This window comes from Bacillus sp. 22475 (assembly GCF_052044835.1).
Lineage (GTDB): Bacteria > Bacillota > Bacilli > Bacillales > Bacillaceae_G > Bacillus_A > Bacillus_A cereus.
The window spans coordinates 1-15,797 of record NZ_JBQENW010000054.1 but is presented as its reverse complement, the minus strand read 5'-3'; the positions used below and the strand labels follow the sequence as shown (position 1 = coordinate 15,797).

Below are 15,797 nucleotides of genomic sequence, written 5' to 3'. Positions count from 1 at the left end.
CGCTCGACTTGCATGTATTAGGCACGCCGCCAGCGTTCATCCTGAGCCAGGATCAAACTCTCCAATAAAGTTAGTTTGTCTAGCATCTAAAAATAAAAATTGACGTTTCACGTTGTTTGTTTCGTTCAGTTTTCAAAGAACTACTTGGTCGCTCATTTGCGACTCCCTTATGTTAACACCTTCGTCAGTTAATGTCAACTAAGTTTTTTATTTCGTTTGTCGCTTGCGACGTTGTTGTCATCGGCGACTCGTATAATATTACACCTCTAACCTCTAATCGTCAACATGTTTTTCTAAAAAAATATAAAAAGGCTTATTTCTTTTAAAATAAGCCTTTTTATCATATATCATTCTATTCATTTGTTATTTTTCTATAATTGGTAACGAGACGATAAATTGGATAATACCATCCCTATATTCCGCTCGAATACTACCACCTTGTAACTCAACAATACTTTTCGCAATCGCAAGCCCAAGTCCGGAACCTTCTGTTACTCTACTTCGAGATTGATCCTTCTTATAAAAACGTTCAAACAAATTAGCTAACTCTTCTCTCGTAAACTCTTCGCTATGGTTCGCAATTACAATTTGTATATCCCGGCGCTGCCTTTGAAGAGAAACTTTTATCTCTCCATCATCTTTACTATACTTAATCGCATTCATTAGTAAATTATCAAATACACGGACCATCTTTTCCGAATCAATTGATGCATAAGCACGTTCCTCAGGAAACTTCTTAACAAACATAAGTCCATGTTCTTCCGCCTGCGGTACTAACTCTTCTATTAATTGCTCGAGTAACTCATTTATACAAACTCCTTGTTTTTCTAACACAACTTGCTCATTTGTTAACTTCGTATACTCAAATAAATCTTCTATTAAATTCTTTAACTGCTCCGACTTTGCAAAAGCAATTCTCGTATACTCATCATGTTGTTCTTTATTTTCATATTTAGAATCTCGAAGTAATCTCAAGTAACCCATAATAGAAGTAAGTGGTGTACGCAAATCATGAGATACATTTGTAATAAGCTCGTTCTTTTGCTTCTCTAATTTACGTTCTTTTTCTATATTATTCATAAGCTCTTCCGCCATATTATTAATATTCTCAGTTAAAGACGCAATCTCATCTTCACCCTTCTTCTCAATACGGTACGCTAAGTTTCCTTTTTCTATTTCCTTTACACCCTGTGCCATCGCTTCAATCTGCTTCATCTTCCTCTTTGTTATATAGAAGAAAGAGAAAATGAATACGAGTACACCTATGAAAAACGGAAACGGTCCTTCTTGCGTATCATACATTACTACACCATCCGGAATTCCACTAACGAACATATATAAATTCTTATCTTCTATTGTAATAGGTGAAAAAGCTATAAATTCTTTTCTCGTATTTTCAAATACATCTCGACCATTTGAATAGTTGATTGCAAATGATGCTGCATTACGAATCGTATTATGCAAATCGATTTGCTCTTCTTGCGCCTGCTTCGTTTTATATAAAACTTTACCACTTTCATCAGTAACCAATATTTTTAAAGCTCTATTTCCTCGCTCTAAATTTTGATTCTCCATTTCGATCATATTGGATATAGCTTCTAATTTATTTTCATGAACCGAACTATTCGCTGCTCTTTGAGCTTGGTAATTAATTTGTTCCATACCAGCCCGATAATCGATAGTCGCTTGGCGATTCGCATTCTCAAAAAATGGTGCAGCTGCCTTTGCTGACAAAACTCCTAATAACGCACACGCAGCAAAAGTAGTAATCAATTGAATTCTTATACTCTTCCGTACGCTCTTTACTAATTTCTCAATTAATTCTCTTGTTTTCCTTACATAAGTAAACGGATTAAATATCTTTTTCAATCTTATACCCCACTCCCCATACTGTTTTTATAAATCTAGGCTTCCTTGGATTCTCCTCAATCTTTTCACGTACTTTTCGAATATGCACCATTACAGTATTATCAGACTGGAAAGATCGTTCGTTCCACACCTTTTCATAAATTTGCTCCGCACTAAACACCATACCTGGATTTCTAGCTAGCAATTCTAAAATTGAAAATTCCCTCGGGGTTAGTTTCACTTCTTCTCCCTCTACAATAACTCTATGGGTCGAGATATTTATTTTCATCTCTCCAATTTCTAGCTCGTCCTCATTTTGTATAGCGAAGCCATTCATTTTCATATAACGGCGTAACTGAGATTTAATTCGTGCAATTAACTCTAATGGATTAAAGGGCTTCGTTACGTAATCATCTGCTCCTGTTGTTAATCCTAAAATCTTATCCATATCTTGCGTTTTCGCAGAAAGCATAATAATAGGCATCTCTTTCGATTCTCTTACTTTCATACACATATGAATACCATCTACTTTCGGCATCATAATATCTAATACGACTAGATGCACTTCATTTTCTTCCAGTAAACGTAGCCCTTCTTCTCCGTCCCCTGCTTGTAATACTTTATATCCTTCATTCTTTAAATAGATTGTAATTAAATTCCGAATTTCTTTTTCATCATCTACGACAAGTATTGTTTCGTGTGCCACAATATCTCCCCCATTACTTTTTTAATCCCTAACTTCTATTATAGGAAAACTTCTGAAGAAAAACGCTCGGAAATCCTTAAGTTTTTCTGAAGACGCAAAAAAGGTCTAGACTCCCCTTAAGTCTAGACCTTTCAAAAAACCCCTTTTATTTACGAACGTAGATGAAATATAGTACGAATAAAACTCCCATAACATACATAATCGGATGAACCTCTTTACGACGACCACTCACAACCATTGTAATTGGATAGAAGATAAATCCAATCGCAATCCCAGTTGCGATACTATACGTAAGTGGCATAGAGATAATTGTAAAGAATGCTGGCACTGCAATCTCGAATTTCTTCCAATCAATTTCCCCTAAGGAAGAAACCATCAAGATTCCTACAATAATTAAAGCTGGTGCCGTTACAGCTGGCGTTACAACACTTAGTAATGGCGAGAAGAATAATGCCAGTAAGAAGAATCCTGCTGTTACAACTGCCGTAAATCCAGAACGTCCTCCTGCTGCTACCCCTGCAGAAGACTCAATGTAAGACGTTGTTGTTGATGTACCCAAGATTGCACCAATTACAGTTGCAATCGCATCTGCAAATAACGCTTTTCCTGCACGTGGTAATTTATTGTTCTTCATTAATCCTGCTTGATTCGCAACCGCTACAAGCGTACCCGCTGTATCAAAGAAATCGATAAAGAAGAACGTTATAATAACAATCCCCATTTGAACAGTGAAAATATCTCCGAAGTGCGTTAACGCAGCACCGAACGTTGGTTCTAGGCTCGGTATTGCTCCCACTACAGCTTTCGGAGTATCAATTAACCCTGTTGCCACTCCTAAGATCGCTGTAAGAATCATACCGTAAAATACTGCACCATTAACTTTCTTAATCATGAAGATAATTGTCGTAACAACCCCGAAGATTGCTAGTAACGTTGTGCCCTTTGTTAAGTCCCCCAACCCAACAAGAACAGCATCATTTTTCACGATAATTCCGGCATTTTGGAATCCAAGGAAAGCAATGAATAATCCAATACCTGCTGCTACTGCAAACTTTAACTCCGATGGAATTGCATTAATGATTTTTTCACGAATACCTGAAGCAGTAAGAATAATAAAGATAATACCTGACATTAATGTTCCGGCAATGGCCGTTTGCCACGGAATACCCATCGTTAACACTGCTGTATAAGCAAAGAACGCGTTAATTCCCATACCTGGCGCTAAAGCAATTGGATACTTCGCGAAAATACCCATAATTAACGAACCGATTGCTGCCGCTAATGCCGTAGCAACGAATACTGCACCTGGATCCATCCCTGTACCTGCTGGTAACCCTTTAACATTTCCAAGCGACAGCGTAGCAGGATTGACAAACAGTACGTAAGCCATAGATAGAAATGTCGTTAATCCTGCTATGAACTCAGTCTTATAATTCGTACCGAGCTCATCAAACTGAAAATAGCGTTTCATCTTACGTTTCCCCCGTTATATGATTACTCGCCGTATTTCTCCTAGCCCTCTTTTATCCCGAGAAATAAAAAAGGCTTCCATTGCATATATACATGGAAGCGTTCTATAAACAAAGACAAGTTTCCCCTCATCTTTATATAAACGCCTCGTAGTCAAGCCATTTACGGTAGCTAGGTAGAAACTTTCGGGCCATATCCCCGATATTATACGACGGCATAATATTCACTTTTCGTTTGAATTACATACTCATATTAACTCTTGAATGTATTTTTGTCAATTTAAAAACGAACATTTTTATAAATTTTTATATTTTCGTTCGTATTAATAGCGAAAACAAAAAGATCCATCTATTCATGAATGATAGATGGATCTTTTTTATTACAATACTATTCCCACTCAATAGTTGCTGGTGGCTTACTCGTTACATCATACACGATACGGTTAACGTGTTTTACTTCGTTTACGATACGAACAGAGATTTTCTCTAGTACGTCCCAAGGGATACGTGCCCAGTCAGCTGTCATACCGTCAATAGATGTTACTGCACGGATACCTACTGTGTAATCATAAGTACGCTCGTCACCCATAACACCTACGCTACGCATACCAGGAAGTGCCGTGAAGTATTGCCAGATTTCGCGGTCTAATCCTGCTTTAATAATTTCTTCACGTAAAATCGCATCAGATTCACGAACGATTTCTAATTTCTCTTCTGTGATTTCACCTAATACACGAATACCAAGACCAGGACCTGGGAATGGTTGACGCCATACGATTTCATCAGGAATTCCTAGTTCAGATCCTAATACACGTACTTCATCTTTAAATAACGTATTTAAAGGCTCAATTAATTTGAACTGCATGTCTTCTGGAAGTCCACCAACGTTATGGTGAGATTTAATTGTTTGTGCAGTTGCTGTACCACTTTCAACGATATCTGTGTAAAGTGTACCTTGTGCTAAGAAGTCCATACCTTGTAATTTAGATGCTTCATCATCAAATACGTAAATGAATTCGTTACCGATGATTTTACGTTTTTGTTCTGGATCTTCTACACCTTTTAACTTGTTCATGAAACGTTCTTGTGCATCCACTTTAATAACGTTCATATGGAAGCCTTCGCTAAATGTTTTCATAACGCCTTCTGCTTCACCTTTACGAAGTAAACCGTGGTCAACGAAAATACATGTTAACTGATCGCCGATTGCTTTATGAATTAATACTGCTACAACAGAAGAGTCTACGCCGCCACTAAGTGCACATAGTACTTTTTTGTCTCCAACAGTTTCACGAATCTTTTCTAATTCTACTTCGATAAAGTTCTCCATGTTCCATCCTTCAGAACAACCACATACGCCGAATACGAAGTTTTTAATTAAATCGTTACCGTGCTCAGAGTGACGTACTTCTGGGTGGAATTGTACACCGTATAAGTTTTTCGCTTCATTGCTCATACCAGCAATTGGGCAAGACTCACTTGTCGCGTCTACTACGAATCCTTCAGGTAAACCAGTTACTAAGTCGCCATGGCTCATCCATACAACTTGCTCTTCTGGAAGGTTCGCATATAATTTTGATTCGTTCTCTACTTTCAGAACAGCTTTTCCGTACTCACGGTGGTTTGCACGTTCTACTGTACCACCGAATTGTTGTGTCATAAGTTGCATACCGTAACAAATACCGAAGATCGGTAATCCTAGGTCAAAGATTTTTTCATCACAATGTAATGCACCTTCACCGTATACGCTATTCGGTCCACCAGAGAAGATAATCCCTTTTGGATTCATTGCTTTAATTTCTTCCGCAGTAATTGTATGTGGATGAAGCTCACTGTATACACCGAACTCACGAATTCGACGTGCTATTAACTGATTGTATTGACTTCCAAAATCTAAAACGATAATTGTATCGTGTTGCTTCTTCAAAATAATCACCCCAACGTTAGTTCTCGTATATAAATATTTTCACCAATTTGGCGAAAAGCATTACCAATATAATAAAAAAAGCCAGTCCTCCGCCTCTAGTCTCATAACAAAGAAAAGGCAGGGGTCTGGCTTTATAAAGAAAGATAGTCTCCGCTCTTTATAAATATAAGACACACTGCCTTCATAGTCAGGTTGTTTACGGTAACCCGGTAGAGACTCTCAAACCATATCATTGAGGATATATGAAGGATCGTTTTATATTATCTTCCTAGATTCTAACAATGAAGTATCTATATGGTCAAGAGAGAAAGCGACAAAATTCTACAGAAATTCATTTCCTTTTCTAAAAAACATAAAAAAACATCCATTTCTATATAGAAATGGATGTTTTTTAGGGCAAACGGAATTACATCATTCCGCCCATACCGCCCATGCCCATGCCGCCCATGTCAGGCATTGCTGGTGCATTTGGTTCTGGCTTGTCAGCTACTACAGCTTCAGTTGTTAAGAACATAGCTGCAACAGATGCTGCGTTTTGAAGTGCAGAACGAGTTACTTTAGCTGGATCTACGATACCAGACTCAAGCATGTTAACCCATTCGCCAGTAGCTGCGTTGAAACCAACGCCTACTTTTTCGCCTTTTAGACGCTCTACAACTACAGATCCTTCTAGACCAGCGTTGATTGCGATTTGACGAACTGGCTCTTCTAGTGCACGAAGTACGATGTTGATACCTGTTGCTTCGTCGCCTTCAGCTACGATAGAAGCTACTTTCGTGTATACGTTCATAAGTGAAGTACCACCACCTGCAACGATACCTTCTTCTACTGCTGCACGAGTTGAGTTAAGTGCATCTTCAATGCGAAGTTTGCGCTCTTTTAACTCAGTTTCAGTTGCTGCACCTACTTTAATTACCGCTACGCCACCTGCTAGTTTAGCAAGACGCTCTTGTAATTTTTCACGATCGAATTCAGAAGTTGTTTCTTCTAATTGCGCACGAATTTGACCGATGCGAGCTGCGATTTGCTCTGTATTTCCAATACCTTCAACTACAGTTGTGTTTTCTTTTGTAACAACAACTTTACCAGCGCGTCCTAAAGATTCAACTGTAGCAGATTTTAAGTCACGACCTAATTCTTCAGTGATTACTTCGCCACCAGTTAAGATTGCGATGTCTTCTAGCATTGCTTTACGACGGTCACCAAATCCAGGAGCTTTAACAGCTACTACATTGAATGTACCACGAAGTTTGTTCACTACTAATGTAGCTAAAGCTTCGCCTTCTACATCTTCAGCAATGATAAGAAGTGGTTTACCTTGTTGTACCACTTGCTCTAATACTGGTAAGATTTCTTGAATGTTAGAAATCTTTTTGTCAGTAATTAAGATATATGGGTTATCAAGAACTGCTTCCATCTTGTCAGAATCAGTAATCATGTAAGGAGATGCATATCCACGATCAAATTGCATACCTTCTACTACGTCTAATTCTGTTGTGAATCCTTTAGACTCTTCTAAAGTAATAACGCCGTCGTTACCAACGCGCTCCATTGCTTCAGCGATTAATTGACCTACTTCTTCGTCAGCTGCAGAAATAGCAGCTACTTGTGCGATAGAAGATTTGCCTTCGATTGGTTTAGAAATCGTTTTTAATTCTTCAATTGCAGCAGTAACAGCTTTTTCGATACCTTTACGAAGACCCATTGGGTTAGCACCAGCTGTTACGTTTTTAAGACCTTCACGAATCATAGCTTGCGCTAATACAGTTGCAGTTGTTGTTCCGTCACCAGCTACATCATTTGTTTTGCTAGCAACTTCTGCTACTAATTTTGCACCCATGTTTTCGAATGCATCTTCTAATTCGATTTCTTTTGCGATTGTTACACCATCATTTGTAATAAGTGGTGAACCGAATTTTTTCTCAAGTACAACGTTACGACCTTTTGGTCCAAGTGTTACTTTTACTGCGTTTGCAAGAGTGTCGACACCGCGAAGCATCGAACGACGTGCTTCTTCACTAAATTTAATATCTTTCGCCATAATAATTGACCCCCTTGGATTTTTTAAGATTTATATAATTAACCGATAACTGCTAAAATGTCACTTTCACGTAAAATCAAGTAGTCTGTACCTTCATATTTCACTTCAGTACCTGCATATTTTGAGAAGATGATAAGATCACCTGCTGCTACCTCTAAAGCAACACGCTCACCATTTTCAAGCACTCGACCAGTACCTACTGCAACAACTTTACCCTCTTGTGGTTTTTCTTTTGCGGTATCTGGTAATACGATACCACTTGCTGTTTTTTCTTCTGCTTGAACAAGCTCAATTACAACGCGATCACCTAATGGCTTTAGCATGAACAATAACCTCCTCATTTTGTTATGTAAATTTTATTTATTAGCACTCAAGTCATCCGAGTGCTAACACACTTATAATAATAAATAATCTCAATTTCTTTTGCAAGTAAAAAAATCATAATTTTTTCGCAAATTACTATATAAACTTTCTATATAGAATACTGCCTTTACTATATGAATCGTTGTTTCCCCTACTCGTATGTTACAATATGAAAGACACCCTAAGTTGTTTTCGCTAAACGCACAACTTTTTCCTGTCTCTTACTTCAATTTCAAATATGTATTTACAAAAAAATCATAATTCGGATGAAAGTTTATATCGTAGATAACATATTTACATGTTATCCTACCTCATCTCATACACTAGAGTTAGAAAGGATGGTTAAACCATTTGAAGAAACAATACTGGTGGATTATCGTTACATACATTTTAATGCAGTTATCTGGCGTTGTTGGATTACCACTTCTCCTAAAAACAGGACTCTATGATAATAGAGGATTTACCATTGAAGAAAAAGGACAAATTATAACGGGACACTGGGCAATCATTAGCTTCTTTATTGCATTATGTATCGTGCTTTGGTTACTTAGAACAGATATTCGTGACAGGCATTTAGATCCAATGCGCTCTTCTGTTCCAGCTACTATTGGATGGATTTTCATCGGGTTCTTCTTAGCAATCATCTCACAATCCATTGCAGGTATGATTGAAATGTATGTATTTGGGGTTCCACGTGGATCTGAGAATACAGACAGACTGATGGACATCGCAAGAACGATACCTTGGTTCCTTATTGTTGTATCTATAATTGGACCTATCTTAGAAGAAATCGTATTTAGAAAAATTTTATTTGGTACACTTTATAAGAAGTTTAACTTCTTTATCGCAGCTATCATTAGTTCGCTTGTATTCGCAGCAATTCATTTTGATTTTACTCACTTATTGGTATACACTGCTATGGGGCTCGTATTCGCCTTCTTATATGTGAAGACGAAACGTATTATCGTTCCGATTGCAGCTCATGTTGCGATGAATACATTAGTCGCTATTGGGCAAATTTTTATGAGCAATGAGCAAATTCAAGAAATGATTAAAGAAGCTGAAAAAATGCAAGGCTTTATCGGAGGATTTTTTGTATGAGAAACTCACCATTGTTCATGGCTGCACTATACTTCCTTCTTGGATGTATCTTTACACGCTTCGCCATTACGAACGTGACAGATACAATCTGGAATATGTGGACAATACTATTTGCAGTTATGGCAACAATTGATTTTAATTTGGCACTTCGCCTTATATTAGTTAAATTCACAAAGAAGAAACAATAATAAAACGCAGAGGTCGCTTCCTCTGCGTTTTATTGTGGATAGTTTTTCAAAAAGTAAACTAATGTTTGTAACTCTACAGCTAAATCAATATGATGAATTCTAATATTCTCTGATACGTTTAATCGCGCTGGTGTGAAATTCAAAATACCATGCACGCTCGTTTCAGCTAATCTATCTGCTACAGCTTGTGCTACTGTAGCCGGTACTGTTAATATTGCCACTTGTATATCATTTGATAATCTCTCTTCTAATTCATCTAAATGGTATACAGGAATGCCCCCGATTTCTGTTCCAACTTTCTCTTCACTAACATCAAATGCCATTTCAATTTTTGTATTATTGTTTTTCGTGAAATTATAATGTAAGAAAGCGGTCCCTAAATTACCTACTCCAATAAGTGCTACACGCGTTATATCATCTTGATCAAGTGTTTCGCGGAAAAATGATAATAAATAATTTACGTTATATCCATATCCCTTTTTCCCTAACGCTCCAAAATACGAAAAATCTCTTCGTATTGTTGCGGAATCTACTTTTACCGCTTCACTCAATTCGGCCGATGAAACACGCTGCTTACCAGAAAGAGATAAGTTTTGGATAAATCGATAGTATAGAGGCAATCTTTTAGCAGTGGCTTGTGGAATCTTTTGCTGATCCATATGACCTCTCCTCTCTTCCTATCTTTATTCATATACTTTAATCAAATACAGAAGTTTAGCACTCATTAAATTCCTTGTATAATAAAGAGAAGAAGTATTCTCTCTTATTTTAAACTATACACTATTTTTAGTATGATTGAGAAATATAAACATGGCAAAGTTAAGAAATTATTTGAGGTGAAAACATTGATTTTATTACAAGTAAATGGACTTTCGAAATTATACGGTGCAGAAACAATTCTTGCAAACATAAAATTGGAAGTACAAACAAAAGATCGTATCGCATTAGTTGGAAGGAATGGAGCTGGAAAATCTACATTATTAAAAATTATCGCTGGTGAATTATCACATGATGGTGGCGAAATTATAAAACCGAAAGATGTCTCAATCGGGTATTTAGCTCAAAATACCGGCCTAGAAACGTCTTTAACAATTTGGGATGAAATGCTAACCGTCTTTACCCACTTACAGCAAATGGAGACAAAACTTCGAAGGCTTGAGCAAGAAATGGGAAAAGAAGAAAACTTTTCAAACGAAGCTATATATGAAAGATTGTTAGCTGATTATGACCAATTGCAACTCAATTATAAAGATCAAGGTGGATATCAATATGAAGCGGATATTCGCTCCATTTTAAGCGGCCTTGGCTTCCCAGTTGAAACGCACCAGACGACGATTTCTACTTTAAGCGGTGGGCAAAAAACAAGATTAGCTCTCGGAAAATTATTATTAACAAAACCAGACTTACTTATTTTGGACGAGCCTACAAACCATTTAGACATCGAAACATTAACATGGCTTGAGCAATATTTACAAGGTTATCCTGGCGCAATATTAATCGTTTCACATGACCGTTATTTCTTAGACAAACTTGTTACACAAGTATATGAAATTTCGAATAAAGAAAGCAGACGATTTGTTGGTAACTACAGTAAATATTTAGACTTAAAATCAGCATTATATGAGCAAGAAATGAAACGTTACGAAAAACAACAAGATGAAATCGCAAAACTTGAGGACTTCGTTCAAAAGAATATAGCTCGCGCCTCTACAACGAAACGTGCTCAAAGTCGCCGTAAACAACTAGACAGAATGGAATTATTAACGAGACCATTAGGGGATTCTAAGTCAGCATCATTCCACTTCGATATTGAAAAGCAAAGTGGAAATGATGTTTTACAAGTAAAGGATGCAACCATTGGCTATGATGAGGACCCTATAATTGAAAACGTAACTATGCGCTTAACTCGCGGAGATAGTGTTGCTTTAGTTGGTCCAAACGGAATTGGGAAATCCACATTATTAAAATCTATTGTGAATAAGTTACCACTATTAAATGGTGATGTTTCTTTCGGATCAAATGTATCTGTTGGTTATTATGATCAAGAACAAGCAAACTTAACATCTTCTAAACGGGTTTTAAATGAACTATGGGATGAATATCCACTGCAACCTGAAAAAGAAATCCGTACTATACTCGGGAACTTTTTATTTACAGGAGATGATGTACTGAAACCAGTATCTTCCCTTAGTGGTGGACAAAAAGCTCGATTAGCTCTTGCGAAACTTATGATGCAAAAGTCAAATTTATTAATTCTGGATGAGCCTACGAACCACCTTGATTTAAATAGTAAAGAGATTTTAGAGAATGCTTTAATTGATTATCCAGGGACTCTTCTATTTGTCTCACATGATCGCTACTTCATTAACCGTGTAACAACGACTGTGGTTGAGTTATCAACAGAAGGTGCACAGGAATATTTAGGGGATTACGATTACTATGTGGAGAAGAAAAATGAAATGATTGAACGCGCAGCATTTGAACAACTTGAACAGCAAGAAAATCAGGCACCTGTTCAAAAAACTGTAGCTCAAGAAAAATTAAATTATCTCGAAGAAAAAGAGCGTAAACAATTAGAACGTCAACGCACTCGAAAAATTGAAGAACTAGAACAAAACATCGTAAACTTAGAAGAAGAAATTGCTACGTTAGAAGATCAACTTTGCTTACCAGAAATATATGCAGATTATGAAAAAGCGAGTGAAATTACAACTAAAAAACAAACGCTACAAGAACAACTTGAAACTTGTATGGCAGAGTGGGAAGAGCTGCATGTATAAGAGTATTTAAATAAGGAAGATGTCTCATCAGTCATGATTTTTGACTATGTGACATCTTTTTTCTTTAAGTACATAAATAATTTTTTGAATATATCCATGGTAACTCGGAATATATCAACCATTTTTCAAATACATCTATCGTAACCCTATATATATAAACGATTCGACATGAAATATCGTTTTACCGACAAGGATTGACAATATCAGCACCCTCTATAATAGAAGGATATTTCAAAATGTTTTTCAGGGATATCTTCTTACTTTTTATTTCCCGAAAAACAATATATTCAAAGGTCAGACTTCATCTAGCTTATCCACAAACTTATACACATATCCACCTTTATAAAATAGCTATCAAAACAACTTTTCCACATTATCCACAACTAACAAAAAAGATATCAACACTTTATATACACAACAAAACCCACATTATCAACAGATAATATGGGTTTTATCCACAAGCTGTGGTTAATTATGTGCATAACTATGCTTCAATATCTAATCCTGGATTCGCATTTAAGGCTAATGTTGCACGCTTGCCTTGTTCATAAGCAATTGTCCCTGCCGCTGCAATCATTGCTGCATTATCTGTGCATAAAGATAGCGGTGGAATAATTAGTTCAATGTTTTCTTTTTGTGCAAATTCTTCTTCTAATCGCGCACGAAGTCCTTTATTAGCAGCTACTCCACCAGCAAGAAGTAATTGCTTTACATTATAAGCCTCTGCTGCACGAGCTGCTTTCGTTACAAGTACATCTATTACACTTTCTTGGAAACTTGCCGCTAAATCTTCTGGTTTAATTTCTATACCACGTTGTTTCGCGTTATGCACAGTGTTGATAACTGCTGATTTCAATCCACTAAAGCTAAAATCATATGAATTCGGTTCTAGCCATGCACGAGGCAAATCAATTGTTGGTTCTCCTTCATGTGCAAGACGATCAATATGAGGACCACCTGGATATGGCATAGATAACGTACGAGCTACTTTATCATATGCTTCTCCCGCTGCATCATCTCGCGTTTCACCAATTACTTCAAATGAACCATGTTCTTTCATATAAACAAGTTCTGTATGCCCACCAGATACAACAAGTGATAATAACGGAAATTGAACTTCTTTTACTAAACGGTTCGCATAAATATGGCCAGCAATATGATGAACACCGACTAGCGGAATATCATGTGCAAAAGCTACTGCCTTCGCTGCATTTACTCCGATTAGAAGTGCTCCTACTAAACCAGGCCCTTCTGTTACAGCAATTGCATCAATATCATCAAATGTGATATTTGCTTCTTTTAAAGCTTCTTCTAATACAACTGTAATTTCTTCTACATGATGACGGGATGCAATCTCTGGTACAACCCCGCCAAAACGTTTATGACTTTCGATTTGTGATGCAACGACATTCGCAATAATTTCCGTTCCATTTTTAACAACCGCTACCGCTGTTTCATCACAGCTTGTTTCAATCCCAAGTATAATCGTATTTTTTTCCATTATATATTCACCCACATTACAAGACCATCTTCCTGATTGTCTGCATAGTATCGTTTACGAATTCCACCATTTTGAAATCCGTATTTTTTGTACAACTGCTTTGCTACTTCATTTGATACACGTACTTCAAGCGTCATTGTTTTTACCCCTAGTTCTTTCGCTTCTGAAATAACTGCTTTCAATAAGGCATCTCCTAATTTTTGACCTCGGTATTCTGGCAAAATAGCTATATTTGTTATATGTGATTCATCAATAATTATCCACAATCCACAATATCCGATTACACGACCATCTTTTTCTAACACAATATAATGTGCATGTTCATTCATCGTTAATTCACGGTGAAAGGCATCTGCAGTCCAAGGAGTTGAAAAAGACACTTCTTCAATAGCTACAATTTGAGCAATATCATCAAGTTCCATCTTTCTAAATATCATATCCATCTTCTACAAGGCCCCTACTTGTTTTGACTTTCTAACCACTTTGTTTCAGCTTCAGCTAAACGAAGATAGCTCGGAACAAACGTATGCACATCTTGTTCTTCTTTTTGTAACCCTAAGAATGCTAGCTCACTTGGTCTTGGATTATTTTTAGTAAACGAAGCGAATACAGCTTGATCACCTAAATGTTCTATAATTATTTCTTTATGCAATTTAACATCATTACCGATAAATAAAACAGGCTGTCCTTTATCTTTTAACATTTGCAACCAGTCCACAATAAGAATAATTCGGTCTTCTTCTATTGAAGTTAACTGCTCTCCTTCATATGTATATAATCCAGTATAGATTTGCCCACGTCTTCCATCAAATAAAGGACAAATTAATGCATTAAAGTTAGCACCGTTTGCAGCTACTACCTCTAAACTTGATACACCTACAATTGGTATTTGAAGTGACCAAGCTAATGTTTTTGCCGCTGTCACGCCTATGCGAACACCTGTATATGATCCAGGTCCAGCAGCTACTACGATTTTAGTTAATTCCTTCGGTTTTACACCACATTCTTTTAACAGTTGCTCTACAGCTGGCATAAGACGTACAGAATGGTTTTTCGTCAAATTTGTAATGATTTCCCCAATCACGTTTCCTTCCTCAATAAGGGATACACCCATTACGTAATTTGAAGTATCAATTGCTAGTACTTTCATCTTGTAATAGCTCCTCACATAATCTAATATAGCGATCTCCAATTGGCTCGAGTATAATTTTTCTTGTGTCATCTCCCGCATGGAATAAACTAATTTGTAACTTTTCATTCGGTAAATATGCTTCTATTAAATGAGCCCATTCCACTACCGTAATTCCTTCACCGTAGAAATACTCATCAAAGCCTAAGTCCTCTTCGCTTTCTGCTAAGCGATACACGTCCATATGATATAGCGGTAATCTTCCTTTATATTCTTTAATAATATTAAAGGTAGGACTATTTACAACTCTTTTCACTCCAAGACCTTTTGCTAGTCCCTTTGTAAAAGTCGTCTTACCAGCTCCAAGATCTCCTTCTAAAATAATTACATCTTGTGCCTCTACGAGTTCACCTAGTTTTTCTGATAACCTTTGTGTTTCCGCAGAAGATTTTGTTGTTACTTCATATTTGCTCACAGACTTCACCTACTTTACTCACAATGTTCTCTGCTCTTTATTATACAGGTTTTGAATATATAAAAAAGTCCTTAGGAGTTGTCCTAAGGATAGTTTGACTGTCTTTATTAGTTTTTTGTTAAAACAAATAAAAAAATACGAAACAATTTGTTTCGTTCTTTTCTTTATATAAAATGGCGGTCCCGACCGGGGTCGAACCGGCGATCTCCTGCGTGACAGGCAGGCATGTTAACCACTACACCACGGGACCATTTGGTTGCGGGGACAGG

Annotated in this window: 14 protein-coding genes, 1 tRNA gene, 1 rRNA gene and 2 riboswitches; of the genes, 3 read left to right on the top strand and 13 right to left on the bottom strand. The window is 36.9% G+C overall.

Annotated features, from left to right (window positions below; all coding sequences use genetic code 11):
* The 7 genes from ACTJJY_RS30830 to groES all read right to left on the bottom strand — a co-directional run.
* Positions 1 to 68 (bottom strand): 16S ribosomal RNA (locus ACTJJY_RS30830); the annotation flags it as partial.
* A 295-nt stretch (positions 69 to 363) separates the two neighbouring features.
* The gene (gene ampS / locus ACTJJY_RS30825) at positions 364 to 1,869 is read right to left on the bottom strand and encodes an aminopeptidase AmpS (RefSeq protein ID WP_440607371.1); all 1,506 of its coding nucleotides are present in this window, start codon (positions 1,867 to 1,869) and stop codon (positions 364 to 366) included.
* The gene (locus tag ACTJJY_RS30820; protein WP_440607370.1) at positions 1,853 to 2,554 is read right to left on the bottom strand and encodes a response regulator transcription factor; all 702 of its coding nucleotides are present in this window, start codon (positions 2,552 to 2,554) and stop codon (positions 1,853 to 1,855) included. Before ACTJJY_RS30820 ends, ampS begins: the two co-directional genes overlap by 17 nt.
* A gap of 145 nt (positions 2,555 to 2,699) precedes the next feature.
* Positions 2,700 to 4,025 (bottom strand): NCS2 family permease, encoded by a 1,326-nt coding sequence (locus tag ACTJJY_RS30815; RefSeq protein ID WP_000833094.1) that lies wholly within the window; start codon positions 4,023 to 4,025, stop codon positions 2,700 to 2,702.
* Between the two features lie 129 nt (positions 4,026 to 4,154).
* Positions 4,155 to 4,256: riboswitch (purine riboswitch) on the bottom strand.
* A 155-nt stretch (positions 4,257 to 4,411) separates the two neighbouring features.
* Positions 4,412 to 5,950 (bottom strand): glutamine-hydrolyzing GMP synthase, encoded by a 1,539-nt coding sequence (guaA, locus tag ACTJJY_RS30810; RefSeq protein ID WP_141534831.1) that lies wholly within the window; start codon positions 5,948 to 5,950, stop codon positions 4,412 to 4,414.
* 164 nt (positions 5,951 to 6,114) lie between these two features.
* Positions 6,115 to 6,216: riboswitch (purine riboswitch) on the bottom strand.
* Between the two features lie 140 nt (positions 6,217 to 6,356).
* On the bottom strand, positions 6,357 to 7,991 hold the full coding sequence (groL, locus tag ACTJJY_RS30805; protein ID WP_001029992.1) for a chaperonin GroEL: 1,635 nt from the start codon (positions 7,989 to 7,991) through the stop codon (positions 6,357 to 6,359).
* Positions 7,992 to 8,029: 38 nt separating this feature from the next.
* Positions 8,030 to 8,314, bottom strand: coding sequence for a co-chaperone GroES (gene groES, locus ACTJJY_RS30800; RefSeq protein ID WP_000917311.1), 285 nt, complete (start codon positions 8,312 to 8,314; stop codon positions 8,030 to 8,032).
* Between the two features lie 391 nt (positions 8,315 to 8,705).
* Here groES and ACTJJY_RS30795 point away from each other — a divergent pair, with 391 nt between their 5' ends.
* Together ACTJJY_RS30795 and ACTJJY_RS30790 are read left to right on the top strand one after the other, a co-directional pair.
* Entirely contained in the window at positions 8,706 to 9,455 is a 750-nt protein-coding gene (locus tag ACTJJY_RS30795) for a CPBP family intramembrane glutamic endopeptidase (protein ID WP_000745323.1), read from the top strand.
* On the top strand, positions 9,452 to 9,643 hold the full coding sequence (locus ACTJJY_RS30790) for a YdiK family protein (RefSeq protein WP_001246201.1): 192 nt from the start codon (positions 9,452 to 9,454) through the stop codon (positions 9,641 to 9,643). The genes ACTJJY_RS30795 and ACTJJY_RS30790 overlap by 4 nt, the downstream gene beginning before the upstream one ends.
* A gap of 29 nt (positions 9,644 to 9,672) precedes the next feature.
* Here ACTJJY_RS30790 and ACTJJY_RS30785 read toward each other — a convergent pair whose 3' ends face one another.
* Positions 9,673 to 10,302, bottom strand: coding sequence for a redox-sensing transcriptional repressor Rex (locus tag ACTJJY_RS30785; RefSeq protein WP_000372699.1), 630 nt, complete (start codon positions 10,300 to 10,302; stop codon positions 9,673 to 9,675).
* Positions 10,303 to 10,488: 186 nt separating this feature from the next.
* Between ACTJJY_RS30785 and ACTJJY_RS30780 the strand changes: the two genes are divergently transcribed.
* Positions 10,489 to 12,423, top strand: a complete 1,935-nt coding sequence (locus tag ACTJJY_RS30780; protein WP_217810011.1) for an ABC-F family ATP-binding cassette domain-containing protein — start codon at positions 10,489 to 10,491, stop codon at positions 12,421 to 12,423.
* Positions 12,424 to 12,907: 484 nt separating this feature from the next.
* Here ACTJJY_RS30780 and tsaD read toward each other — a convergent pair whose 3' ends face one another.
* The 5 genes from tsaD to ACTJJY_RS30755 all read right to left on the bottom strand — a co-directional run bounded on the left by tsaD (position 12,908) and on the right by ACTJJY_RS30755 (position 15,778).
* Positions 12,908 to 13,924 (bottom strand): tRNA (adenosine(37)-N6)-threonylcarbamoyltransferase complex transferase subunit TsaD, encoded by a 1,017-nt coding sequence (tsaD, locus tag ACTJJY_RS30775; RefSeq protein ID WP_000414595.1) that lies wholly within the window; start codon positions 13,922 to 13,924, stop codon positions 12,908 to 12,910.
* A complete protein-coding gene (gene rimI / locus ACTJJY_RS30770; RefSeq protein WP_000367207.1) occupies positions 13,924 to 14,367 on the bottom strand; it encodes a ribosomal protein S18-alanine N-acetyltransferase in 444 nt (147 codons plus the stop codon). The genes tsaD and rimI overlap by 1 nt, the downstream gene beginning before the upstream one ends.
* A gap of 14 nt (positions 14,368 to 14,381) precedes the next feature.
* Positions 14,382 to 15,074 (bottom strand): tRNA (adenosine(37)-N6)-threonylcarbamoyltransferase complex dimerization subunit type 1 TsaB, encoded by a 693-nt coding sequence (tsaB, locus tag ACTJJY_RS30765; RefSeq protein ID WP_440607369.1) that lies wholly within the window; start codon positions 15,072 to 15,074, stop codon positions 14,382 to 14,384.
* Complete coding sequence (gene tsaE, locus ACTJJY_RS30760) at positions 15,055 to 15,528, bottom strand: tRNA (adenosine(37)-N6)-threonylcarbamoyltransferase complex ATPase subunit type 1 TsaE (protein WP_000049640.1); 474 nt, start codon at positions 15,526 to 15,528, stop codon at positions 15,055 to 15,057. The genes tsaB and tsaE overlap by 20 nt, the downstream gene beginning before the upstream one ends.
* 174 nt (positions 15,529 to 15,702) lie before the next feature.
* Positions 15,703 to 15,778 (bottom strand) — tRNA-Asp (locus ACTJJY_RS30755).
* Between the last annotated feature and the right edge of the window lie 19 nt (positions 15,779 to 15,797).

Excerpts from the sequence above, each read along its gene's own strand:
- ACTJJY_RS30815 (WP_000833094.1), bottom strand. The coding sequence starts at position 4,025 with ATGAAACGCTATTTTCAGTTTGATGAGCTCGGTACGAATTATAAGACT.
- groL (WP_001029992.1), bottom strand. The coding sequence starts at position 7,991 with ATGGCGAAAGATATTAAATTTAGTGAAGAAGCACGTCGTTCGATGCTT.
- groES (WP_000917311.1), bottom strand. The coding sequence starts at position 8,314 with ATGCTAAAGCCATTAGGTGATCGCGTTGTAATTGAGCTTGTTCAAGCA.
- ACTJJY_RS30790 (WP_001246201.1), top strand. The coding sequence starts at position 9,452 with ATGAGAAACTCACCATTGTTCATGGCTGCACTATACTTCCTTCTTGGA.
- ACTJJY_RS30785 (WP_000372699.1), bottom strand. The coding sequence starts at position 10,302 with ATGGATCAGCAAAAGATTCCACAAGCCACTGCTAAAAGATTGCCTCTA.
- tsaD (WP_000414595.1), bottom strand. The coding sequence starts at position 13,924 with ATGGAAAAAAATACGATTATACTTGGGATTGAAACAAGCTGTGATGAA.
- rimI (WP_000367207.1), bottom strand. The coding sequence starts at position 14,367 with ATGGATATGATATTTAGAAAGATGGAACTTGATGATATTGCTCAAATT.
- tsaB (WP_440607369.1), bottom strand. The coding sequence starts at position 15,074 with ATGAAAGTACTAGCAATTGATACTTCAAATTACGTAATGGGTGTATCC.